Here is a 21,435-nt window from a genome sequence, read left to right as displayed (position 1 = left end):
TGATATTCCCTCCTTATCCTAACAGTTCTTCTACTGATTTACCACGTAGTTTTGCTACGTCCTCAGCACGTTTTAATTGCTTTAATCCTTCAACTGTAGCACGAACCATATTAATAGGCGTGTTCGTTCCAAGTGATTTCGAAAGAATGTCACTTACTCCACCTAATTCTAGTACCGCACGAACCGGACCACCAGCGATAACTCCTGTACCTTCAGAAGCAGGTTTTAAAAGGACATGACCTGCACCAAAGCGACCGTTCACTAGATGTGGAATTGTCGTACCAACGACAGGAACCGTTACTAGATTTTTCTTAGCATCCTCAATAGCTTTACGGATTGCATCAGGTACTTCTTGTGCTTTACCTGTTCCAAAGCCAACGTGACCATTCTTGTCACCTACAACTACAAGTGCAGTGAAACGGAAACGACGTCCGCCTTTTACAACTTTAGCTACGCGGTTAACTGTTACTACACGCTCTTCAAGTTCTAATTTATTAGGATCAATACCTCGCATCAGTTTTGTCCCTCCTTTATCTATTAAAATTGTAAGCCGTTTTCACGAGCAGCGTCAGCTAATGCTTTAACACGTCCGTGGAAAAGGTATCCACCGCGGTCAAATACAACAGCGCTGTGTCCTTTTTCAACTGCACGTTTAGCAATAAGTGCGCCAACTTGTTTAGCAGCTTCTGCATTACCTGCTGCTTCAATATTAAGCTCTTTATCAAGAGTAGAAGCACTTGCTAGAGTTACGCCATTTGCATCGTCAATTAATTGAGCGTAAATGTGTTTGTTCGAACGGAACACATTTAAACGAGGACGAGCTTCAGTTCCAGAAAGTTTTGCACGAACACGTGCATGTCTTTTCTGACGAGTAGCGTTTTTATCAAGCTTCGTAATCATTTACGTCACTCCTTTCATTTACTCAGGCGACATTACTTACCTGTTTTACCTTCTTTACGACGAACAAATTCGCCTTCGTAACGGATACCTTTACCTTTATAAGGCTCTGGCGGACGAACTTGACGAACATCAGCAGCTAATGCGCCAACGCGTTCTTTGTTAATCCCTTTGATAATAACTTTTGTATTTGAAGGAACTTCAACTTCTAGTCCTTGTTCAACATCGAATTCAACCGGGTGAGAATATCCTACACTTAGGACAAGTTTATTACCTTGCTTTTGAGCACGGTAACCTACCCCGATAAGTTCTAGAGTTTTTTCAAATCCTTTAGAAACACCCTCAACCATGTTTGCGATAACCGCACGAGTTGTACCATGAAGGGCACGGTGTTCTTTTGCGTCAGATGGACGTGTTACGGTTAACACGTTTTCTTCCATAGAAATTGTAAGATCTGAATTGAAAGTTCTAGATAATTCACCTTTTGGTCCTTTAACAGCTACTTCACTACCATTGATAGTTACTGTTACACCAGCAGGAATTTCAATAGGTTTTTTACCTATACGTGACATTTAGTGCACCTCCATTCTTGTGAAAATGTATTACCAAACGTATGCTAGCACTTCTCCGCCAACTTGTTTAGCGCGAGCTTCTTTATCTGTTAAAACTCCATGAGAAGTAGAAACAATTGCGATACCTAAACCATTAAGAACGCGTGGAACCTCACCAGTTTTCGCATAAACACGTAGACCAGGTTTACTGATACGTTTTAGTCCTGTGATAACACGTTCATTGTTTGCACCGTATTTTAAGAAGATGCGGATGATACCTTGTTTGTTGTCTTCGATTAACTCAACGTCACGTACGAAGCCTTCACGCTTTAAGATCTCAGCAACTTCCTTTTTGATCTTAGAAGCGGGAACTTCCAATTTCTCGTGACGAACCATATTCGCATTACGAATGCGAGTCAGCATATCTGCAACAGGATCTGTCATGACCATTATTATTTACCTCCTTCCCATAATCGGGTTTTACCAGCTAGCTTTTTTCACGCCAGGAATTTGTCCTTTATATGCAAGTTCACGGAAACAAATACGGCATAGTTTAAATTTACGGTATACAGAGTGTGGACGTCCGCAACGTTCGCAACGTGTGTACTCTTGAACACCAAATTTAGCTCCGCGTTTTTGCTTCACGATCATTGATTTTTTAGCCACGTTTTCGCCTCCCTTTACTTAGAGATTACTTTTGGAACGGCATTCCTAATTGAGTAAGTAGTTCACGAGATTCTTCGTCAGTATTAGCGGTCGTTACAATAACGATATCCATACCACGAACTTTGCTCACTTTATCGTAGTCAATCTCAGGGAAGATAAGTTGCTCTTTAACACCCAAAGTGTAGTTCCCGCGACCATCAAAAGATTTTTTTGAAACTCCGCGGAAGTCACGTACACGTGGTAAAGAAACAGAAACTAGCTTATCAAGGAAATCATACATACGCTCACCGCGTAATGTAATTTTCGCACCGATAGGCATACCTTCACGTAGACGGAAGCCTGCGATAGATTTTTTAGCTTTTGTTACAACAGGTTTTTGTCCGGATAGAAGTGCCAATTCTTCAACAGCAACATCTAATGCTTTTGAATTTGAAACTGCATCACCAACACCCATGTTAATAACGATTTTATCCACTTTAGGGACTTGCATTACTGATTTATAATTAAATTTGCTCACTAGAGCAGGACTAATTTCTTTTTGAAATTTTTCTTTTAGGCGGTTCATTACTTAGTGTACCTCCCTTCATTAATGACTTATTTATCTAAAGATTCACCTGAAATTTTAGCTACGCGTACTTTTTTGCCGTCTTCAATCTTATAACCAACACGAGTTGGTTTACCTGTTTTCGGATCAAGTGGCATAACATTGGATGCGTGAATAGCAGCTTCTCTACTGATGATTCCACCTTGTGGATTCAATTGAGATGGCTTAGAGTGCTTTTTCACGATATTAATTCCTTCAACAAGCACACGATTTTTCTTAGGGTATGCTACAAGAATTGTACCTTGTTTGCCTTTGTCCTTACCAGAGATGACTACGACTTTGTCACCTTTTTTAACATGCATTAGCTTCGCACCTCCTTGAAAGGCTTTTTACGATATTTATCATTATAAAACTTCTGGAGCAAGTGATACGATTTTCATAAAGTTGCTGTCACGTAGTTCACGTGCAACAGGTCCAAAAATACGTGTTCCACGCGGGCTCTTATCATCTTTAATAATGACACATGCATTTTCATCGAAACGAATGTAAGATCCATCAGGACGACGCATACCGCGTTTTGTACGTACAACAACTGCTTTAACTACTTCACCTTTTTTAACAACGCCACCTGGTGTTGCTTGTTTGACTGTTACAACGATAACATCACCGATGTTAGCAGTTTTACGGCCTGAACCACCAAGAACTTTAATTGTTAGTACTTCACGAGCACCAGAGTTATCAGCTACTTTTAAACGTGATTCTTGTTGAATCATGTACGAAACCTCCCTTCGGATTTAACTTAATCCGAACATAGATTAGATAATTACAGCTTTTTCTACTACTTCTAATAAACGGAAACGTTTTGTAGCGGATAATGGACGAGTTTCCATTACTTTAACTACATCGCCAATTTTAGCTTCATTTAACTCATCATGAGCCTTGAATTTCTTAGAATACTTTACGCGCTTACCGTATAGTGAGTGCTTTTTGTAAGTTTCTATAAGAACAGTTACCGTTTTATCCATTTTGTCGGATACAACGCGTCCAGTATATACTTTACGTTGGTTGCGTTCGCTCATTCTGCAAACCTCCCCTCAATTATCGATTGTTGACACCGATCTCTCTTTCACGAACAACTGTTTTCATACGAGCGATCGATTTACGAACTTCACGAATACGTGCTGTATTTTCAAGTTGTCCAGTAGCTAACTGGAAACGAAGATTAAATAATTCTTCTTTAAGAGATTTTACTTTTTGTTCAATTTCGGCAGTGGTTAACTCTTTAATTTCATTAGCCTTCATTTGATTCACCACCAATTTCTTGACGTTTAACAAACTTACATTTAATCGGAAGTTTGTGTGCTGCAAGACGTAACGCTTCTCGTGCCACCTCTTCAGATACGCCAGAGATTTCAAACATTACTTTACCCGGTTTTACAACTGCAACCCAGCCTTCAGGTGCCCCTTTACCGGAACCCATACGTACTTCTAGAGGTTTAGCAGTGTATGGTTTGCTTGGGAAAATTTTGATCCAAACCTTACCACCACGTTTCATATAACGAGTCATAGCGATACGAGCAGCTTCGATTTGACGGTTTGTAATCCATGATGCATCTATTGCTTGAAGGCCATATTCACCGAAGTGTACTTCAGTTCCGCCTTTAGCATTACCTCTCATTTTACCGCGATGTTCACGACGGTATTTAACGCGTTTAGGCAATAACATATTATTTTCCTCCTTCCTCAGATTTCTTCTTAGTAGGAAGAACTTCTCCACGATAGATCCATATTTTCACGCCTAGCTTACCATAAGTAGTATCCGCTTCAGCATGTGCATAGTCAATGTCAGCGCGAAGTGTGTGTAGAGGTACAGTTCCTTCACTGTAGTGTTCAGCACGAGCGATATCAGCTCCGCCAAGTCGACCAGATACTTGTGTTTTGATTCCTTTAGCGCCAGCACGCATAGTACGTTGAATCGCTTGTTTTTGTGCACGACGGAACGAAACACGGTTTTCTAATTGACGTGCTACGTTTTCAGCAACTAATTTAGCATCAAGATCTGCTCTTTTAATTTCGATGATATTAATATGAACTCTTTTACCAGTTAACTGGTTCAAAGCTTTACGAAGTGCTTCAACTTCAGTACCACCTTTACCAATAACCATACCTGGTTTAGCAGTGTGTACTGAAACATTTACGCGGTTAGCAGCACGTTCAATTTCAACTTTTGATACAGAAGCATCGCTTAAACGTTTCGTGATATACTCACGAACTTTAAGATCTTCATGCAAAAGAGTAGCATAGTCTTTATCAGCGTACCATTTCGATTCCCAATCACGAATAATTCCGATACGCATACCGATTGGATTTATCTTTTGACCCACAGTTTACCCCTCCTTCTTTTCTGATACAACGATAGTAATATGACTAGTACGTTTGTTAATCGCACTCGCACGACCCATTGCGCGTGGACGGAAACGTTTCAATGTTGGTCCTTCATTTACGTATGCCTCTGAAACAACTAGGTTATTGATATCCATTTCGTAGTTGTGTTCTGCGTTTGCAACAGCAGACTTCAAAACTTTTTCTACGATTGGAGAAGCGGCTTTTGGAGTTAAGCGAAGAATCGCTACAGCTTCACCTAATTGTTTTCCTCGAATTAAATCTGCAACTAAACGGACTTTACGAGGAGCAATACGAACTGTTCTAGCAACAGCTTTTGCTTGCATGAGATGCCCTCCTCTCGTTAACGTCTTGTTTTCTTATCATCACTTGCGTGACCTTTATAAGTACGTGTAGGTGCGAATTCGCCAAGTTTATGACCTACCATGTCTTCCGTTACATAAACCGGTACGTGTTTACGACCATCATAGACAGCGATTGTGTGACCGATAAATTGTGGGAAGATTGTTGAACGACGAGACCAAGTCTTAATAACTTGTTTCTTCTCAGTTTCATTTAACTTTTCAACCTTAACGATCAAATGCTCATCAACAAATGGACCTTTTTTTAAGCTGCGACCCATGAGTGTACCTCCCTTCGTGATTGTGCTACGGCTCTATATATGAACCGTAGTTCAATCCCGTTATTTTTTACGACGACGCACGATAAATTTATCGGATTTGTTTTTCTTCTTACGGGTTTTAGCACCAAGAGTTGGTTTACCCCAAGGAGACATTGGAGATTTACGTCCGATAGGTGAACGGCCTTCCCCACCACCATGTGGGTGATCATTCGGGTTCATTACAGATCCACGAACTGTTGGGCGTTTTCCTAACCAGCGTGAACGTCCGGCTTTACCGATGTTGATTAATTCGTGTTGCTCATTACCCACTTGACCGATAGTAGCACGGCAAGTTGCAAGAATCATACGAACCTCACCAGAATTTAAACGTACAAGTACATAACGACCTTCTTTACCAAGAACTTGTGCAGATGTACCTGCAGAACGGACTAATTGTCCACCTTTTCCTGGTTTTAATTCGATGTTATGGATTACTGTACCAACTGGAATGTTTGCTAATGGAAGAGCGTTACCTACTTTAATATCAGCGTCAACGCCTGACATAATCTCCATGCCTACTTCTAGGTTTTTAGGAGCTAGGATATAACGTTTTTCTCCATCTAAATAGTTAATTAATGCAATGTTTGCAGAACGATTTGGATCGTACTCAATTGTAGCAACGCGTCCTGGTATACCATCTTTGATTCGTTTGAAATCAATGATACGGTATTGACGCTTATGGCCGCCACCTTGATGACGAACTGTTAACTTACCTTGGTTATTACGGCCGCCTTTACGTGTTAAAGGAGCAAGTAATGATTTTTCTGGTTTGCTTGCAGTAATCTCAGCAAAGTCAGATGTAGTCATATTACGTCGACCGTTAGAGGTAGGTTTATACTTTTTAATCGCCATGTGTATTTCCCTCCTTCTCTAATGAATTAAGCTTCGAATAATTCGATTTCTTTGCTATCAGCAGTTAGTTTAACAATCGCTTTACGGCGTTTGTTTGTATAACCTGCATGTTTACCCATGCGTTTAAATTTACCTTTGTAGTTCATGATGTTAACTTTCTCAACTTGTACGTCAAAGATTTCTTGAACAGCATCTTTAACTTGAGTCTTGTTAGCTTTCACATCAACTTCAAACGTATACTTCTTCTCAGCCATTGCGTCTGAAGAAGCTTCTGTAATTACTGGTCGCTTAATGATATCACGAACATCCATTATGCTAGAGCCTCCTCTACTTTTTGAACAGCAGATTTAGTCAAGATCAATTTGTTGTGTGAAACAACATCAAGAACATTAAGACCATTCGCCTCTACAACAGTAACACCTGGGATGTTACGAGCAGATAACGCAACTTTCTCATCTAAACCGTCAGTTACGATCAACGTTTTAGTTTCAATAGAAAGTCCTTTAAGAACAGCTGCAAATTCTTTTGTTTTTGGAGCTTCGAAAACTAGGTTTTCAAGTACTAATACATTATCTTCAAGGACTTTAGCCGATAAAGCAGATTTAATCGCTAAACGACGAACCTTTTTAGGTAATTTGTAAGAGTAGCTTCTTGGTGTCGGACCGAATACAGTACCGCCGCCACGCCATTGTGGTGAACGAATTGAACCTTGACGCGCACGTCCAGTTCCTTTTTGTTTCCATGGTTTACGACCGCCGCCTGCAACTTCAGAACGAGTTTTCACTTTATGAGTTCCTTGTCTTAAAGAAGCTCTTTGCATGATAATTGCTTCAAATAATACAGAATTATTAGGTTCAATTCCGAAAATCGACTCATTTAGTTCGATATCGCCAACTTTTGAGCCAGTTTGGTTGAACAATGTAACTTTTGGCATTCTAATGCTCCTCCTTTCTCAGATATTACTTAGCTTTAACAGCAGACTTAACTTTGATTAAAGCTTTTCTCGCACCCGGAACATTACCTTTTACTAAAAGTAAGTTACGTTCTACATCCACTTTAACAATTGTTAAGTTTTGAACAGTTACTTGTTCTCCACCCATACGTCCTGGTAATAATTTACCTTTGAATACGCGGTTTGGAGCAACAGGACCCATTGAACCTGGTCGACGGTGGTAACGTGATCCGTGAGTCATTGGTCCACGAGATTGTCCGTGGCGCTTGATTGCACCTTGGAAACCTTTACCTTTAGAGATCCCTGTTACATCTACTGTATCGCCTTCTGCGAAAATACTAACTTTGACTTCTTGACCTAATTCGTAATCAGCTGGATTTGCTGAACGGAATTCGCGAACGAAGCGCTTAGGTGCAGTGTTTGCTTTTTGAACATGGCCTTTTTCAGGTTTATTCGAAAGCTTTTCACGTTTATCTTCAAAACCGATTTGAATTGCTTCATAACCGTCAGTTTCAATTGTTTTCTTTTGAAGAACTACGTTGTTAGCTGCTTCGATTACTGTTACTGGAATAAGTTCACCATTTTCAGCAAATACTTGCGTCATACCAATTTTTCTTCCTAAGATTCCTTTGGTCATTAGTCACACCTCCTGATTTTTTTCTAATTTTCTATAATTAAAGTTTGATTTCAATGTCAACACCAGATGGTAAGTCTAAACGCATCAATGAATCAACTGTTTGAGGAGTTGGATTCACGATATCGATAAGACGTTTGTGAGTACGCATCTCGAATTGCTCACGAGAATCTTTATATTTGTGAACTGCACGAAGAACCGTGTAAACAGAACGTTCAGTTGGTAATGGGATTGGACCCGATACAGCAGCACCAGAACGTTTTGCAGTTTCAACAATTTTCTCAGCAGATTGATCAAGGATTCGGTGATCATATGCTTTTAAACGAATACGAATCTTTTGTTTTGCCATTATTTTCCCTCCTTTTCGCCTATTTTCTAAATAGACTTTCTCATTGGAAATTTCCCACACACTCGCCATGGCAAAGCGGCCGGGTGTGTCAGCAACCTTCCAAATCATCGCAGTCAAAGACCAACATTGTCTATTATATCTAAAGCACCTAAAATAATCAAGTAAAACTTAAACATTTCTTTGTGCAAGACACTTTTACTATTATACATAGTAAGTAACTCTTTATCAAGTTTAATTTTTATATGCATTTTTTATGATTCGTCTCTTACTATCAATAGTCATCTGAACTTCAATGTACTTTATCAAACATCTAGTAAAGATCCTACTGTAAACATCTATTCGTTCTTGTACTTAAAACAGAATACAGTATGGAAGAAGAGTTTGTAAATAGGAAAATATAGGGGACGTTCCTTGATTAGGGTACCTTAACTTTTGCAATATGAACTGAATTTGTACGATTTTACAGATAACCTTAATGATCTTTGACCAAATTCGCAAGCTATTTTACTGATCTTTTTAGAACAAACTCTTATCCTTTCCTTTTTAAAATACAAAAAGGGAGCAGCCGGCGTCCCTGCTGCTCCCTTTCGAAAGGCGTCCCTTTCAATTATTCAATTACTCAGTGATTTTAGCAACTACACCAGCGCCTACAGTACGTCCACCCTCACGGATAGAGAATTTAGTACCTTCTTCGATAGCGATTGGTGCAATTAGTTCTACTGTCATTTCAATGTTATCTCCAGGCATAACCATTTCTACGCCTTCAGGAAGATTACAGATACCAGTTACATCCGTTGTACGGAAGTAGAATTGTGGACGGTAGTTTGTGAAGAATGGAGTATGACGTCCACCTTCTTCTTTTGAAAGAACATAAACTTCCGCTTTGAATTTAGTGTGTGGAGTGATTGAACCTGGTTTAGCAAGTACTTGTCCACGTTGGATATCTTCACGAGAAACCCCACGAAGAAGTGCTCCAATGTTGTCACCAGCTTCAGCATAATCAAGAAGCTTACGGAACATTTCAACACCAGTTACAGTAGTTGGTTTTGGCTCTTCAGTCATACCGATGATGTCTACAACATCTCCGACTTTAACTTGTCCACGCTCAACACGTCCTGTAGCAACTGTTCCACGACCAGTGATTGAGAATACATCCTCAACTGGTAACATGAATGGTTTGTCAGTGTCACGAGTTGGGTTTGGAATATATTCATCAACAGCGTTCATTAATTCATGAATTTTTTCTTCCCAAGCTGCTTCACCTTCAAGAGCTTTAAGAGCAGAACCTTTGATTACTGGAATATCATCACCAGGGAATTCATATTCAGAAAGAAGGTCACGAATTTCCATTTCTACTAATTCAAGTAACTCTTCGTCGTCAACCATGTCACATTTGTTCATGAATACAACTAGGAAAGGAACACCTACTTGACGAGAAAGAAGGATGTGCTCACGAGTTTGTGGCATTGGGCCGTCAGCAGCAGATACTACTAAGATTCCGCCGTCCATTTGTGCAGCACCAGTGATCATGTTTTTAACATAGTCAGCGTGACCTGGGCAGTCAACGTGTGCATAGTGACGAGCTTCTGTTTCATACTCAACGTGTGAAGTAGAAATTGTGATACCACGTTCTCTTTCTTCTGGTGCACCGTCGATTTGGTCATATCCGCGTGCTTCTGCACCACCTGCTTTTGCAAGTACAGTTGTGATAGCAGCTGTAAGAGTTGTTTTACCATGGTCAACGTGACCAATTGTTCCAACGTTAACGTGTGGTTTTGAACGATCAAATTTTGCTTTACCCATTAGGATATTCCTCCTTGAAATTATAAATTTTTTTTAGACTTATGACACTACGAAACAAGGTAATACCTAGTTTCGCAGCTTACATAAGTAGTTATACTTTAATAGAAGATGAAAATCAATTATTCACCTTTATTTTTTTTAACAATTTCCTCAGCGATGCTCTTCGGTACTTCTTCATAGTGATCGAAGTGCATAGAGAACGTTCCTCTTCCTTGAGTGTTAGAACGTAGAGATGTTGCATATCCGAACATTTCAGATAGTGGAACCATCGCTTTAACCATTTGTGTGTTTCCGCGAGCTTCCATACCTTCTACACGGCCACGGCGTGATGTAACGTCACCCATGATATCTCCCATGTATTCTTCTGGAATAACAACTTCTACTTTCATAATCGGCTCAAGAATAACTGGTTTACATTTAGATGCTGCATTTTTAAGTGCCATAGATGCAGCGATTTTAAATGCCATTTCGTTGGAGTCAACGTCATGGTAAGATCCGTCAAATAGTTTTGCTTTAATATCTACAAGTGGATATCCTGCGATAACACCACGATCAAGTGAGTCAACTAGACCTGCTTGAACAGCTGGGATGTACTCACGAGGAACAACACCACCGACGATAGCATTTTCAAATTCGAATCCTTTTCCTTCTTCGTTTGGAGAAAACTCGATCCAAACGTGACCAAATTGTCCACGACCACCAGATTGGCGAACGAATTTCCCTTCAACTTGCGCAGATCCACGGAATGTTTCACGGTACGCTACTTGAGGAGCACCTACGTTTGCTTCTACTTTAAACTCGCGACGCATACGGTCTACAAGGATATCTAAGTGAAGTTCTCCCATACCTGCAATAATCGTTTGACCAGTTTCTTGGTCAGTATGTGCACGGAATGTTGGATCTTCATCTTGAAGTTTTTGTAGTGCCTGACCCATTTTATCTTGGTCAGCTTTTGATTTTGGTTCAACAGAAAGTGAGATAACCGGTTCTGGGAAGACCATAGACTCAAGAATAACTTGGTCTTTGTCATCACATAATGTGTCACCAGTTGTAGTATCTTTCAAACCTACAGCAGCTGCGATGTCCCCTGCGTGTACTACAGAGATTTCTTCACGGCTATTTGCGTGCATTTGTAAGATACGACCAACACGTTCACGTTTACCTTTTGTTGAGTTGATTACGTAAGAACCAGATTGCAATGTACCAGAGTATACGCGGAAGAATGTAAGTTTCCCTACATAAGGATCCGTCATAACTTTAAATGCAAGTGCAGAGAATGGTTCTTCATCATCAGCATGGCGCTCAACTTCTTCCTCTGTGTCAGGTAGCGTACCTTTGATAGCAGGTACATCAAGAGGAGATGGTAAGTAATCAACTACTGCATTAAGCATTAATTGAACACCTTTGTGTTTGAAAGCAGTACCACAAATTACAGGGTAGAATTCAACACTAAGTGTCGCTTTACGGATTGCAGCTTTAAGTTCAGCTACTGAGATTTCTTCTCCGCCTAGGTACTTCTCCATTAATTCTTCATCAAGTTCAGCTACCGCTTCAATTAATTTCTCACGGTGTTCTTGAGCTAATTCAAGATGTTCTTCAGGGATTTCACCTTCAGAGATTTCAGTACCTTGGTCATTGCCATAGAAAGTAGCTTTCATTTCTACTAAGTCAATGATAGCTGTGAAATGATCTTCAGCGCCCACAGGAATTTGGATTGCGTGCGCGTTCGCTTGAAGGCGATCATGTAAAGTTCCTACAGAATATAGGAAATCCGCACCTGTTTTGTCCATTTTGTTTACGAACACGATACGTGGTACACCGTATGTCGTAGCTTGGCGCCAAACAGTTTCTGTTTGTGGCTCAACACCTGATTGTGCATCAAGTACAGCTACAGCTCCATCAAGTACACGTAGGGAACGCTCAACTTCTACAGTGAAGTCTACGTGTCCCGGTGTATCAATGATATTTACGCGGTTTCCATTCCATTGTGCTGTTGTAGCCGCAGATGTAATTGTAATACCACGCTCTTGCTCTTGTTCCATCCAGTCCATTTGTGATGCACCTTCGTGCGTTTCACCAATTTTATGGATTTTACCAGTGTAAAAAAGAATACGTTCGGTTGTCGTCGTTTTACCAGCATCGATGTGAGCCATGATACCGATATTACGCGTATTTGCTAAGGAGAACTCTCTTGCCATCTTGGTCTTTCTCCTTCCTTTTTATGAGAATGTTTTTATATAATACAATCTTACCAACGGTAATGAGCAAACGCTTTGTTAGCTTCTGCCATTTTGTGTGTATCTTCACGTTTCTTAACAGCTGCTCCAGTGTTGTTTGCAGCATCCATGATTTCGTAAGCTAAACGCTCTTCCATCGTTTTTTCTCCACGAGAACGAGAATAGTTTACTAACCAACGAAGACCAAGAGTTGAACGTCGATCTGGACGCACCTCAACTGGTACTTGGTAGTTAGCACCACCCACACGGCGTGCTTTTACTTCTAGTACAGGCATGATGTTTTTAAGTGCTTGTTCAAACACTTCCATCGGGTTGTTGCCAGTACGTTCTTGGATTGTATCAAATGCAGAATAAAGAATTTTTTGTGATTTACCTCTTTGTCCATCAACCATCATTTTGTTGATTAAACGAGTCACAAGTTTTGAATTATAAATTGGATCTGGTAATACGTCTCTTTTAGAAACAGGTCCTTTACGAGGCATTATGTTTCCTCCTTTCGGTGTAGTTCATATTTTGGTTCTATTATTTTTTTGGTGCTTTTGGACGTTTTGTTCCGTATTTAGAACGACTTTGCATACGGTTATTCACTCCAGCTGTATCAAGCGCACCACGAACGATGTGATAACGTACCCCTGGTAAATCTTTTACACGACCTCCACGGATTAGTACCACGCTGTGTTCTTGTAGGTTATGTCCGATACCAGGAATGTAAGCTGTTACTTCGATACCATTCGTCAAACGTACACGCGCATATTTACGTAACGCTGAGTTTGGTTTTTTCGGTGTCATAGTTCCCACACGAGTACAAACACCGCGTTTTTGTGGAGAAGTTACGTTAGTTTGTGATTTTTTAAAGCTGTTATAGCCTTTGTTAAGTGCTGGTGATTTAGAGTTGTATTCTTTAGACTCGCGACCTTTACGCACTAATTGATTAATAGTAGGCATTAATTTGTCCTCCCTTCACTTTTCAGTTCTAGTACCACACATCCAGGTGGTTCATAAATGAGCAAAAACAAAGTTTTTGCAAAAAACAATTCCGCAAAAACAGTTTTACTTTTTAATGGCAACAGTAGCTGCTCCGACATCAATACCGCATGCTTTTCCAAGCATCCGCATCGAATCAACGTACGTGATTGGAACTTCTAATTCTCGAGCAGTCTCTGCAACATGAGCTGTCAGCAACAGATCAGCATCCTGTGCAATGATGACCTCTCGAATTAAATGCTGTTTGAGAGCTCTCAGGGTTTGTTTCGTTCCTATTATCACTGACTTTGCCTGTAGTACTTTTTCATAAGACATCTATCATATCCTCCAAAGTTACAGGGTATCATAGGAGCACATTTGCAATAATATCACTTATGATGTCTTTTTGTCAACTTATCTTTTAATAATAATTATATAATACCGACTCGTGATATGCATGACCTTTTAGCAAGTTTAAACTCCGTCTTGTAAAAGAGCAAGCACCTCACGAGCCAGTGTTTATATTATTACTCTACTGGGACGCTGTCTTCATTTGTATCTTCAACAATAACTGGGCTTGCCTTGCGGTAACGAAGCATTCCTGTTCCTGCTGGTACAAGTTTACCAATGATAACATTCTCTTTTAACCCAAGTAATTCATCGCGTTTTCCTTTTATCGCTGCATCTGTTAAAACTCTAGTCGTTTCTTGGAATGATGCCGCCGATAAGAAGGAATCTGTTTCTAGTGATGCTTTTGTTATACCGAGCAGTACTGGTCGGCCAGTAGCTGGGTTCTTGCCACTAAGAAGTGCGTCTGTATTCGCTTGAGTAAACTGATGCACATCAAGTAACGTTCCTGGAAGAACATCCGTTTCACCTGCATCAAGCACGCGGACTTTCCGAAGCATTTGTCTAACCATAACCTCGATATGTTTGTCCCCGATTTCTACCCCTTGCATACGGTATACATTCTGTACTTCGCTTAACAAGTACTCTTGAACTGCAAGTACGTCCGTAACTCTAAGTAACTCTTTCGGATCAATTGACCCTTCTGTTAATTCTTCTCCACGCTGTACATATGAATCTACGGACACTTTTAATCGTGCAGAGTATGGCGCGGTAAACGTGCGAGACTCAACAGCACCTTGGACCACAATCTCTTGTTGCTTGTCGCGTATTTCATTAATTGAAACAACAGTACCTTCAATTTCTGTAATAAGCGCTTGTCCTTTAGGGTTCCTTGCTTCAAAGATTTCTTGGATACGAGGTAGACCTTGGGTGATATCATCACCGGCAACTCCACCTGTATGGAATGTACGCATTGTTAACTGTGTACCAGGCTCTCCGATAGATTGTGCAGCAATAATTCCGACTGCTTCTCCAACTTCAACTTCCTGCCCTGTTGCAAGATTGCGTCCATAACATTTTTTACATACACCATGACTGGTGTTACATGTAAATGCAGAACGAATCCATACTTCCTCGATACTGCTATCTTCAATATACTTAGCAAGGTCTTCAGTGATTAGCCCATTTTCACGAACAATAACTTCTTTCGTTTCAGGATGTCTAATTGCTCTTCTAGCATGACGACCAATCAAACGTTCTTCTAATGTCTCTATAATCTCTGTACCATTTTTTAGAGCTGAAACCTTCAATCCACGGTCAGTTCCACAATCGTCATCACGAACAATAACATCTTGTGCAACGTCTACGAGACGACGAGTAAGATATCCGGAATCGGCTGTTTTAAGTGCTGTATCAGCAAGACCTTTACGAGCACCGTGAGTAGAGATAAAGTACTCTAATACCGTTAAGCCTTCACGGAAACTTGATTTAATTGGCAACTCGATAATACGTCCAGCCGGGTTGGCCATCAATCCCCGCATACCCGCTAACTGAGTAAAGTTAGATGCGTTACCACGCGCTCCAGAATCACTCATCATAAAGATTGGGTTGCTACGGTCTAATGAATCCATTAGTTTAGCTTGAATCGTATCTTTAGCCGCACTCCAAATTGAAATAACACGATCATAGCGCTCGTCTTCCGTTATGAGACCACGTCTAAATTGTTTCAATACATTATCCACTTTTTGTTGTGCTTCTTCGATGATTTCCTGTTTTTCACCCAAAACTACGATATCAGAAACACCAACAGTGATTCCGGCTTTTGTAGAATGTTTGAATCCAAGGTTTTTCATCCGATCAAGCATTTTTGACGTTTCGGTAATTTTGAAACGTTTAAATACTTCTGCGATAATGTTCCCAAGAATTTTCTTCTTGAATGGATCAATCAATGGTTGTGCTTGGATAAGTTCTTTAATGTTTGCCCCATTTTCGACAAAATACTTCTCAGGAGTTTTCACTTCTAAATTATATCCTGTAGGTTCATTGATGTAAGGGAATGATTTAGGTAAAATCTCATTAAAAATCATTTTACCAACAGTTGTTAATAAGAGCTGTTTATTTTGTTGTTCAGTAAATGTTTCGTTATTTAGGGATCCTGCATGAACAGCAACACGCGAGTGCAAGTGTACATAGCCATTTTGATAAGCTAACAAAGCTTCGCTTGTATCTTTAAAAATCATTCCTTCGCCAATGATTCCAGCTCTTTCTAAAGTTAAGTAATAGTTACCTAATACCATATCCTGTGAAGGAGTAACAACTGGTTTTCCATCTTTCGGGTTTAGAATGTTTTGCGCAGCTAGCATTAGCAATCTTGCTTCAGCTTGTGCTTCAGATGATAATGGAACGTGTACAGCCATTTGGTCACCGTCAAAGTCAGCATTGTATGCAGTACATACAAGCGGATGAAGTCGGATTGCCCGGCCCTCAACAAGTGTCGGTTCAAATGCTTGAATACCAAGTCTGTGAAGTGTAGGTGCACGGTTCAGTAATACCGGATGCTCCTTAATGACAGCTTCAAGTACGTCCCAAATTTCTGGAGACAACCGTTCAATCTTACGTTTAGCTGATTTAATGTTGTGTGCTAACCCTTTTTGAACGAGTTCTTTCATAACAAATGGTTTGAATAGTTCAATTGCCATTTCTTTCGGAAGTCCGCATTGATACATTTTCAAGTTCGGTCCAACAACAATTACTGATCGACCAGAATAGTCAACACGCTTACCAAGTAGATTTTGGCGGAAACGCCCTTGCTTCCCTTTAAGCATATGAGAAAGTGATTTCAATGGGCGGTTACCAGGTCCTGTTACCGGACGGCCGCGACGACCATTATCAATCAAAGCATCTACTGCTTCTTGAAGCATACGTTTTTCGTTTTGAACGATGATGCTCGGAGCACCAAGATCCAATAAACGTTTCAAACGATTGTTACGGTTTATTACTCGTCGATACAAATCATTCAAGTCAGAAGTCGCAAAACGACCACCGTCTAATTGCACCATAGGACGAAGTTCCGGTGGAATAACAGGAAGTACATCAAGAATCATCCAAGAAGGCTCGTTTCCAGAATTACGGAAAGCCTCCAACACTTCAAGACGCTTAATTGCTCGAGTTCTACGTTGTCCTTGAGCTGTTTTTAATTCTTCTTTTAAAGCTTCTGTTTCTTTTTCTGTATCAATGTCTTGTAGTAATTTTTTTATTGCTTCCGCACCCATACCAGCTTGGAATTTTTTTCCGTACTTTTCGCGGTATGCACGATATTCTTTTTCAGAAAGAAGCTGTTTCTTTTCTAACGTTGTATCACCTGTTTCAGTGACAACGTATGATGCAAAATAAATCACTTCTTCCAAAGCGCGTGGAGACATATCTAATACAAGTCCCATTCGGCTTGGAATACCCTTGAAATACCAAATGTGAGATACAGGTGCAGCAAGCTCAATATGCCCCATACGCTCACGGCGAACCTTCGCACGTGTAACTTCTACACCGCAGCGATCACAAACGACACCTTTATAACGAACACGTTTGTATTTACCACAATGACATTCCCAGTCCTTTTGTGGTCCAAAAATTCTTTCGCAGAACAAACCGTCCTTCTCAGGCTTTAATGTACGATAGTTAATTGTTTCTGGTTTTTTTACTTCGCCATGTGACCAAGAACGAATCTTATCTGGTGAAGCAAGACCAATTTTCATATATTCAAAATTATTTACATCTATCAAGGGGCCTACCTCCCTTTTGATCTCCAAGTTTTACCCAAATTGCTTAAATTGTTCTTTCATACTATCAGGCGCCACTTTCCCTTAGAATGACCGACCTAATTAATTGAACTCCAACAGGCAGCATGGTTCGATTAGTTGAAGAGCCAATACTGCCTAGTCAGAGTGGTAAAAAAACTATTTATTCAAAGTGTTAATCCGTTGTGATGGCATTTGTCTTCGTGCCAGCATCTGAGGCAACCATTTCTTTACCTTCTTTATCTATGTTCAAGGAGTCAGAATGATTTACATCATCCTCATCTTCCAAATCACGCATTTCAACTTCGCGGTCTTGTGCATTCATGATTTTGACATCCAATCCCAAGCTTTGAAGCTCCTTAATCAATACTTTGAATGATTCAGGAACACCCGGCTCCGGTACATTTTCGCCCTTCACAATCGCTTCATATGTTTTCACACGACCAACGACATCATCGGACTTAACAGTAAGAATTTCTTGCAAGGTGTATGCAGCACCATATGCTTCAAGTGCCCATACTTCCATTTCACCGAAACGTTGTCCACCGAATTGCGCTTTACCACCAAGTGGTTGCTGCGTAACGAGTGAGTAAGGTCCTGTTGATCGCGCATGAAGCTTATCATCAACCATATGAGCAAGTTTGATCATATACATAATACCTACTGATACGCGGTTATCGAATGGTTCACCTGAGCGTCCATCATATAAGACTGTTTTCGCATCGCTCGCCATTCCAGCTTCAGCAATTGTTGCCCAAACATCTTCCTCTGTTGCTCCATCGAAAACCGGAGAAGCAACATGAATATCAAGGGCCCTGGCTGCCATTCCTAAATGCAATTCCAATACCTGCCCAATGTTCATACGAGATGGTACACCTAATGGGTTTAACATGATGTCAACCGGTGTGCCGTCCGGTAAATATGGCATATCTTCTTCCGGAAGAAGGCGAGAGATAACCCCTTTATTACCATGACGACCTGCCATTTTGTCACCTTCGTGAATTTTACGTTTTTGAACAATATACACACGTGCAAGTTGGTTTACGCCTGGTGGAAGTTCATCTCCATCTTCTCTGTTAAACACTTTAACGTCATGTACGATTCCGCCACCGCCATGTGGTACACGAAGGGACGTATCACGTACTTCACGTGCTTTTTCACCAAAGATAGCGTGTAAAAGACGTTCTTCAGCTGTAAGTTCCGTTACACCTTTTGGCGTTACTTTACCTACTAGTAAGTCTCCGTCTTTAACTTCAGCGCCGATGCGGATTATGCCACGTTCGTCAAGGTTACGAAGTGCATCTTCCCCAACGTTTGGAATATCCCGAGTAATTTCTTCAGGTCCAAGTTTTGTGTCTCGTGATTCTGACTCATACTCTTCAATGTGAATCGATGTATAGACATCATCTTTCACAAGACGCTCACTCATAATAATAGCATCTTCATAGTTATAACCATCCCATGTCATAAATGCCACAAGGACGTTACGACCTAGAGCAAGCTCACCTGATTCCATTGACGGACCATCAGCTAAGATTTCCCCTTTGACCACTTTATCCCCTACGCTTACGATTGGGCGTTGGTTATAACACGTTCCTTGGTTAGAACGGATAAATTTCAAAAGACGGTATTTATCAAGATTTCCTTTGACCTCTTGTCCATCCACAACACTTACTCGTCGAACCCAGACTTCACGAGATTCAACATGCTCAACGATTCCTTCGTGCTTACAAATCACAGCTGCTCCAGAATCTTTAGCAGATACATATTCCATACCTGTTCCGACACGTGGTGCTTCTGGTTGTAATAACGGCACTGCTTGACGTTGCATGTTTGCTCCCATTAGGGCACGGTTAGAGTCATCATTCTCCAAGAACGGAATACAAGCTGTCGCCGCTGATACAACCTGTTTCGGGGAAACATCCATATAGTCAACGCGGTCGCGTGGTACTACCGTGTTTTCACCACGGAAACGGGCTACGATTTGATCGTCTACAAATGACCCATCGTCATCTAAGCGAGTATTCGCTTGCGCCGTTACATAGTTATCCTCTTCATCTGCTGTCAAATAGTCAATGCGATTTGTAACTTTTCCTGTTTCAGGATCCACACGACGGAATGGCGTTTCGATAAATCCATATGGATTCACCTTCGCATAGCTAGATAATGAGTTGATCAGTCCAATGTTTGGACCCTCTGGTGTTTCAATTGGACACATACGACCATAGTGAGAATAATGAACGTCACGCACTTCAAAACCGGCACGTTCACGTGTTAAACCGCCTGGTCCTAATGCAGAAAGACGACGTTTATGCGTCAATTCGCCTAATGGATTCGTTTGGTCCATGAATTGTGATAATTGAGAACTTCCGAAGAATTCTTTGATAGAAGCAATCACCGGACGAATATTAATTAATTGCTGCGGTGTAATGGTATTCGTGTCTTGAATAGACATTCTTTCACGAACAACTCGCTCCATCCTTGATAATCCAATTCGGAATTGATTTTGTAATAATTCACCTACTGAACGAAGACGGCGATTACCAAGGTGATCGATATCATCTGTAATCCCTACCCCATGAAGTAAATTAAAGAAGTAGCTAATAGAAGATAAAATGTCGGCAGGTGTAATGTTTTTCACACGATCCGTTACATTTGCATTCCCGGTTACGTTGATGATTTTCTCGCCTTCTGTATCATTTGGAGCATATATCTTAATTGGTTGAAGCAAAATCTCATCTTCTACCACACCGCCTACTGGCTGATATGTGCGATTGCCAATTCCTTCATCAAGATGAGGAAGGATGCGGTCTAAAATGCGTCGGTCCAGAAGTGTACCCTTTTCAACAATAATCTCACCAGTTTCCGGATCAACTAATGTCTCAGCGATACGTTGACCAAATAAACGGTTTTTAATATGCAGTTTTTTATTTAGTTTATAGCGGCCTACATTCGCTAAGTCATAACGCTTTGGATCAAAGAAACGTGAAACCAAAAGACTTTTCGCGTTTTCTACAGTCGGTGGTTCACCCGGGCGAAGACGTTCGTAAATCTCTAGTAATGCTTTTTCTACGCTTTCGGTATTATCCTTTTCTAGCGTATTACGGATATACTCATTGTCTCCAATAAGGTCAAGAATTTCTTGATCAGACCCAAACCCAAGAGCACGCATCAATACTGTAATTGGCAACTTCCGCGTACGGTCAATTCTGACATAAACTACGTCTTTTGCATCTGTCTCATACTCCAACCATGCACCTCGGTTAGGAATAACAGTAGCTGTAAAGCCGTACTTTCCGTTTTTATCCATTTTTCCATTGTAGTACACACTTGGTGAACGAACAAGTTGTGAAACGATAACACGTTCTGCACCATTAATGACAAATGTACCTGTTTCAGTCATAAGAGGAAAATCACCCATGAATACATCTTGGTCTTTGACTTCCCCAGTTTCTTTATTTACAAGTCTGACTTTTACACGAAGTGGTGCTGAGTACGTTACATCACGTTCTTTCGATTCTTCTACCGAATATTTTGGATCTCCCAAACTGTAATCGATAAATTCAAGCGATAAATTGCCCGTAAAGTCCTCAATAGGAGAAATATCCTGGAACATCTCTCTTAATCCTTCATCAAGAAACCATTGATAAGAAGCGGTTTGAATTTCAATTAGGTTTGGTAATTCCAATACCTCACTGATTCTTGCATAACTTCTACGTTGGCGGTGTCGTCCATACTGAACTAGTTGACCTGTCAACCGATTCACCCCTTAAATCAAGCG

The 21,435-nt window shown here is 40.6% G+C and carries 26 protein-coding genes; all 26 read right to left on the bottom strand.

Going from position 1 to position 21,435, the window contains the following annotated elements; translation table 11 throughout:
* Positions 1 to 13: 13 nt before the first annotated feature.
* The 26 genes from rpsE to rpoB all read right to left on the bottom strand — a co-directional run bounded on the left by rpsE (position 14) and on the right by rpoB (position 21,411).
* Positions 14 to 514 carry a 30S ribosomal protein S5 gene (gene rpsE, locus JNUCC23_RS00750; protein WP_062187203.1) on the bottom strand — a complete coding sequence of 167 codons (501 nt, stop codon included), beginning with the start codon at positions 512 to 514 and terminating at the stop codon, positions 14 to 16.
* Positions 515 to 537: 23 nt separating this feature from the next.
* Positions 538 to 900: a 50S ribosomal protein L18 gene (gene rplR, locus JNUCC23_RS00745; RefSeq protein ID WP_062187195.1), complete on the bottom strand. Its 363-nt coding sequence runs from the start codon at positions 898 to 900 to the stop codon at positions 538 to 540.
* Between the two features lie 32 nt (positions 901 to 932).
* Complete coding sequence (gene rplF, locus JNUCC23_RS00740) at positions 933 to 1,469, bottom strand: 50S ribosomal protein L6 (RefSeq protein ID WP_062187193.1); 537 nt, start codon at positions 1,467 to 1,469, stop codon at positions 933 to 935.
* A 30-nt stretch (positions 1,470 to 1,499) separates the two neighbouring features.
* Positions 1,500 to 1,898 (bottom strand): 30S ribosomal protein S8, encoded by a 399-nt coding sequence (rpsH, locus tag JNUCC23_RS00735; RefSeq protein ID WP_062187187.1) that lies wholly within the window; start codon positions 1,896 to 1,898, stop codon positions 1,500 to 1,502.
* 30 nt (positions 1,899 to 1,928) lie between these two features.
* Positions 1,929 to 2,114, bottom strand: coding sequence for a type Z 30S ribosomal protein S14 (locus JNUCC23_RS00730; RefSeq protein WP_028390449.1), 186 nt, complete (start codon positions 2,112 to 2,114; stop codon positions 1,929 to 1,931).
* A 25-nt stretch (positions 2,115 to 2,139) separates the two neighbouring features.
* A complete protein-coding gene (gene rplE / locus JNUCC23_RS00725) occupies positions 2,140 to 2,679 on the bottom strand; it encodes a 50S ribosomal protein L5 (protein WP_049679551.1) in 540 nt (179 codons plus the stop codon).
* A 29-nt stretch (positions 2,680 to 2,708) separates the two neighbouring features.
* Positions 2,709 to 3,020, bottom strand: coding sequence for a 50S ribosomal protein L24 (gene rplX, locus JNUCC23_RS00720; protein WP_049679550.1), 312 nt, complete (start codon positions 3,018 to 3,020; stop codon positions 2,709 to 2,711).
* Between the two features lie 42 nt (positions 3,021 to 3,062).
* Entirely contained in the window at positions 3,063 to 3,431 is a 369-nt protein-coding gene (gene rplN / locus JNUCC23_RS00715; RefSeq protein WP_028390452.1) for a 50S ribosomal protein L14, read from the bottom strand.
* 42 nt (positions 3,432 to 3,473) lie between these two features.
* On the bottom strand, positions 3,474 to 3,737 hold the full coding sequence (rpsQ, locus tag JNUCC23_RS00710; RefSeq protein WP_049679548.1) for a 30S ribosomal protein S17: 264 nt from the start codon (positions 3,735 to 3,737) through the stop codon (positions 3,474 to 3,476).
* 19 nt (positions 3,738 to 3,756) lie between these two features.
* Positions 3,757 to 3,960, bottom strand: coding sequence for a 50S ribosomal protein L29 (gene rpmC / locus JNUCC23_RS00705; protein WP_028390454.1), 204 nt, complete (start codon positions 3,958 to 3,960; stop codon positions 3,757 to 3,759).
* On the bottom strand, positions 3,950 to 4,384 hold the full coding sequence (gene rplP, locus JNUCC23_RS00700; protein ID WP_062187186.1) for a 50S ribosomal protein L16: 435 nt from the start codon (positions 4,382 to 4,384) through the stop codon (positions 3,950 to 3,952). The genes rpmC and rplP overlap by 11 nt, the downstream gene beginning before the upstream one ends.
* 1 nt (position 4,385) lies before the next feature.
* Positions 4,386 to 5,042, bottom strand: coding sequence for a 30S ribosomal protein S3 (gene rpsC, locus JNUCC23_RS00695; RefSeq protein ID WP_403077959.1), 657 nt, complete (start codon positions 5,040 to 5,042; stop codon positions 4,386 to 4,388).
* A gap of 3 nt (positions 5,043 to 5,045) precedes the next feature.
* Complete coding sequence (gene rplV, locus JNUCC23_RS00690) at positions 5,046 to 5,387, bottom strand: 50S ribosomal protein L22 (RefSeq protein ID WP_049679545.1); 342 nt, start codon at positions 5,385 to 5,387, stop codon at positions 5,046 to 5,048.
* A 17-nt stretch (positions 5,388 to 5,404) separates the two neighbouring features.
* On the bottom strand, positions 5,405 to 5,683 hold the full coding sequence (gene rpsS, locus JNUCC23_RS00685; RefSeq protein WP_062187185.1) for a 30S ribosomal protein S19: 279 nt from the start codon (positions 5,681 to 5,683) through the stop codon (positions 5,405 to 5,407).
* A 60-nt stretch (positions 5,684 to 5,743) separates the two neighbouring features.
* Positions 5,744 to 6,574, bottom strand: a complete 831-nt coding sequence (gene rplB, locus JNUCC23_RS00680) for a 50S ribosomal protein L2 (protein ID WP_403077955.1) — start codon at positions 6,572 to 6,574, stop codon at positions 5,744 to 5,746.
* Positions 6,575 to 6,600: 26 nt separating this feature from the next.
* A complete protein-coding gene (gene rplW, locus JNUCC23_RS00675; RefSeq protein WP_403077952.1) occupies positions 6,601 to 6,885 on the bottom strand; it encodes a 50S ribosomal protein L23 in 285 nt (94 codons plus the stop codon).
* The gene (gene rplD, locus JNUCC23_RS00670; protein WP_062187182.1) at positions 6,885 to 7,508 is read right to left on the bottom strand and encodes a 50S ribosomal protein L4; all 624 of its coding nucleotides are present in this window, start codon (positions 7,506 to 7,508) and stop codon (positions 6,885 to 6,887) included. The genes rplW and rplD overlap by 1 nt, the downstream gene beginning before the upstream one ends.
* Positions 7,509 to 7,533: 25 nt before the next feature.
* Positions 7,534 to 8,163 (bottom strand): 50S ribosomal protein L3, encoded by a 630-nt coding sequence (gene rplC / locus JNUCC23_RS00665; RefSeq protein WP_062187181.1) that lies wholly within the window; start codon positions 8,161 to 8,163, stop codon positions 7,534 to 7,536.
* A 37-nt stretch (positions 8,164 to 8,200) separates the two neighbouring features.
* Positions 8,201 to 8,509, bottom strand: a complete 309-nt coding sequence (gene rpsJ, locus JNUCC23_RS00660; protein ID WP_040372540.1) for a 30S ribosomal protein S10 — start codon at positions 8,507 to 8,509, stop codon at positions 8,201 to 8,203.
* Positions 8,510 to 9,124: 615 nt separating this feature from the next.
* Positions 9,125 to 10,312: an elongation factor Tu gene (gene tuf / locus JNUCC23_RS00655; RefSeq protein WP_403077943.1), complete on the bottom strand. Its 1,188-nt coding sequence runs from the start codon at positions 10,310 to 10,312 to the stop codon at positions 9,125 to 9,127.
* Between the two features lie 119 nt (positions 10,313 to 10,431).
* A complete protein-coding gene (gene fusA / locus JNUCC23_RS00650; RefSeq protein WP_403077941.1) occupies positions 10,432 to 12,510 on the bottom strand; it encodes an elongation factor G in 2,079 nt (692 codons plus the stop codon).
* Positions 12,511 to 12,560: 50 nt separating this feature from the next.
* Complete coding sequence (gene rpsG / locus JNUCC23_RS00645) at positions 12,561 to 13,031, bottom strand: 30S ribosomal protein S7 (protein ID WP_403077938.1); 471 nt, start codon at positions 13,029 to 13,031, stop codon at positions 12,561 to 12,563.
* Positions 13,032 to 13,071: 40 nt separating this feature from the next.
* Entirely contained in the window at positions 13,072 to 13,494 is a 423-nt protein-coding gene (rpsL, locus tag JNUCC23_RS00640) for a 30S ribosomal protein S12 (RefSeq protein ID WP_028390466.1), read from the bottom strand.
* A 105-nt stretch (positions 13,495 to 13,599) separates the two neighbouring features.
* A complete protein-coding gene (locus JNUCC23_RS00635; protein ID WP_062187177.1) occupies positions 13,600 to 13,848 on the bottom strand; it encodes a 50S ribosomal protein L7ae-like protein in 249 nt (82 codons plus the stop codon).
* A gap of 191 nt (positions 13,849 to 14,039) precedes the next feature.
* Entirely contained in the window at positions 14,040 to 17,639 is a 3,600-nt protein-coding gene (gene rpoC / locus JNUCC23_RS00630) for a DNA-directed RNA polymerase subunit beta' (RefSeq protein ID WP_403077933.1), read from the bottom strand.
* 190 nt (positions 17,640 to 17,829) lie between these two features.
* The gene (rpoB, locus tag JNUCC23_RS00625) at positions 17,830 to 21,411 is read right to left on the bottom strand and encodes a DNA-directed RNA polymerase subunit beta (protein WP_062187175.1); all 3,582 of its coding nucleotides are present in this window, start codon (positions 21,409 to 21,411) and stop codon (positions 17,830 to 17,832) included.
* Positions 21,412 to 21,435: the final 24 nt, after the last annotated feature.

Source organism: Peribacillus sp. JNUCC 23, assembly GCF_053653995.1.
Note: the sequence above shows the minus strand (reverse complement) of the source record. Positions and strands in the feature narration are given on the sequence as shown.

Excerpts from the sequence above, each read along its gene's own strand:
- rpsE (WP_062187203.1), bottom strand. The coding sequence starts at position 514 with ATGCGAGGTATTGATCCTAATAAATTAGAACTTGAAGAGCGTGTAGTA.
- rplR (WP_062187195.1), bottom strand. The coding sequence starts at position 900 with ATGATTACGAAGCTTGATAAAAACGCTACTCGTCAGAAAAGACATGCA.
- rplF (WP_062187193.1), bottom strand. The coding sequence starts at position 1,469 with ATGTCACGTATAGGTAAAAAACCTATTGAAATTCCTGCTGGTGTAACA.
- rpsH (WP_062187187.1), bottom strand. The coding sequence starts at position 1,898 with ATGGTCATGACAGATCCTGTTGCAGATATGCTGACTCGCATTCGTAAT.
- rplE (WP_049679551.1), bottom strand. The coding sequence starts at position 2,679 with ATGAACCGCCTAAAAGAAAAATTTCAAAAAGAAATTAGTCCTGCTCTA.
- rplX (WP_049679550.1), bottom strand. The coding sequence starts at position 3,020 with ATGCATGTTAAAAAAGGTGACAAAGTCGTAGTCATCTCTGGTAAGGAC.
- rplN (WP_028390452.1), bottom strand. The coding sequence starts at position 3,431 with ATGATTCAACAAGAATCACGTTTAAAAGTAGCTGATAACTCTGGTGCT.
- rpsQ (WP_049679548.1), bottom strand. The coding sequence starts at position 3,737 with ATGAGCGAACGCAACCAACGTAAAGTATATACTGGACGCGTTGTATCC.
- rpmC (WP_028390454.1), bottom strand. The coding sequence starts at position 3,960 with ATGAAGGCTAATGAAATTAAAGAGTTAACCACTGCCGAAATTGAACAA.
- rplP (WP_062187186.1), bottom strand. The coding sequence starts at position 4,384 with ATGTTATTGCCTAAACGCGTTAAATACCGTCGTGAACATCGCGGTAAA.
- rplV (WP_049679545.1), bottom strand. The coding sequence starts at position 5,387 with ATGCAAGCAAAAGCTGTTGCTAGAACAGTTCGTATTGCTCCTCGTAAA.
- rpsS (WP_062187185.1), bottom strand. The coding sequence starts at position 5,683 with ATGGGTCGCAGCTTAAAAAAAGGTCCATTTGTTGATGAGCATTTGATC.
- rplB (WP_403077955.1), bottom strand. The coding sequence starts at position 6,574 with ATGGCGATTAAAAAGTATAAACCTACCTCTAACGGTCGACGTAATATG.
- rplW (WP_403077952.1), bottom strand. The coding sequence starts at position 6,885 with ATGGATGTTCGTGATATCATTAAGCGACCAGTAATTACAGAAGCTTCT.
- rplD (WP_062187182.1), bottom strand. The coding sequence starts at position 7,508 with ATGCCAAAAGTTACATTGTTCAACCAAACTGGCTCAAAAGTTGGCGAT.
- rplC (WP_062187181.1), bottom strand. The coding sequence starts at position 8,163 with ATGACCAAAGGAATCTTAGGAAGAAAAATTGGTATGACGCAAGTATTT.
- rpsJ (WP_040372540.1), bottom strand. The coding sequence starts at position 8,509 with ATGGCAAAACAAAAGATTCGTATTCGTTTAAAAGCATATGATCACCGA.
- tuf (WP_403077943.1), bottom strand. The coding sequence starts at position 10,312 with ATGGGTAAAGCAAAATTTGATCGTTCAAAACCACACGTTAACGTTGGA.
- fusA (WP_403077941.1), bottom strand. The coding sequence starts at position 12,510 with ATGGCAAGAGAGTTCTCCTTAGCAAATACGCGTAATATCGGTATCATG.
- rpsG (WP_403077938.1), bottom strand. The coding sequence starts at position 13,031 with ATGCCTCGTAAAGGACCTGTTTCTAAAAGAGACGTATTACCAGATCCA.
- rpsL (WP_028390466.1), bottom strand. The coding sequence starts at position 13,494 with ATGCCTACTATTAATCAATTAGTGCGTAAAGGTCGCGAGTCTAAAGAA.
- JNUCC23_RS00635 (WP_062187177.1), bottom strand. The coding sequence starts at position 13,848 with ATGTCTTATGAAAAAGTACTACAGGCAAAGTCAGTGATAATAGGAACG.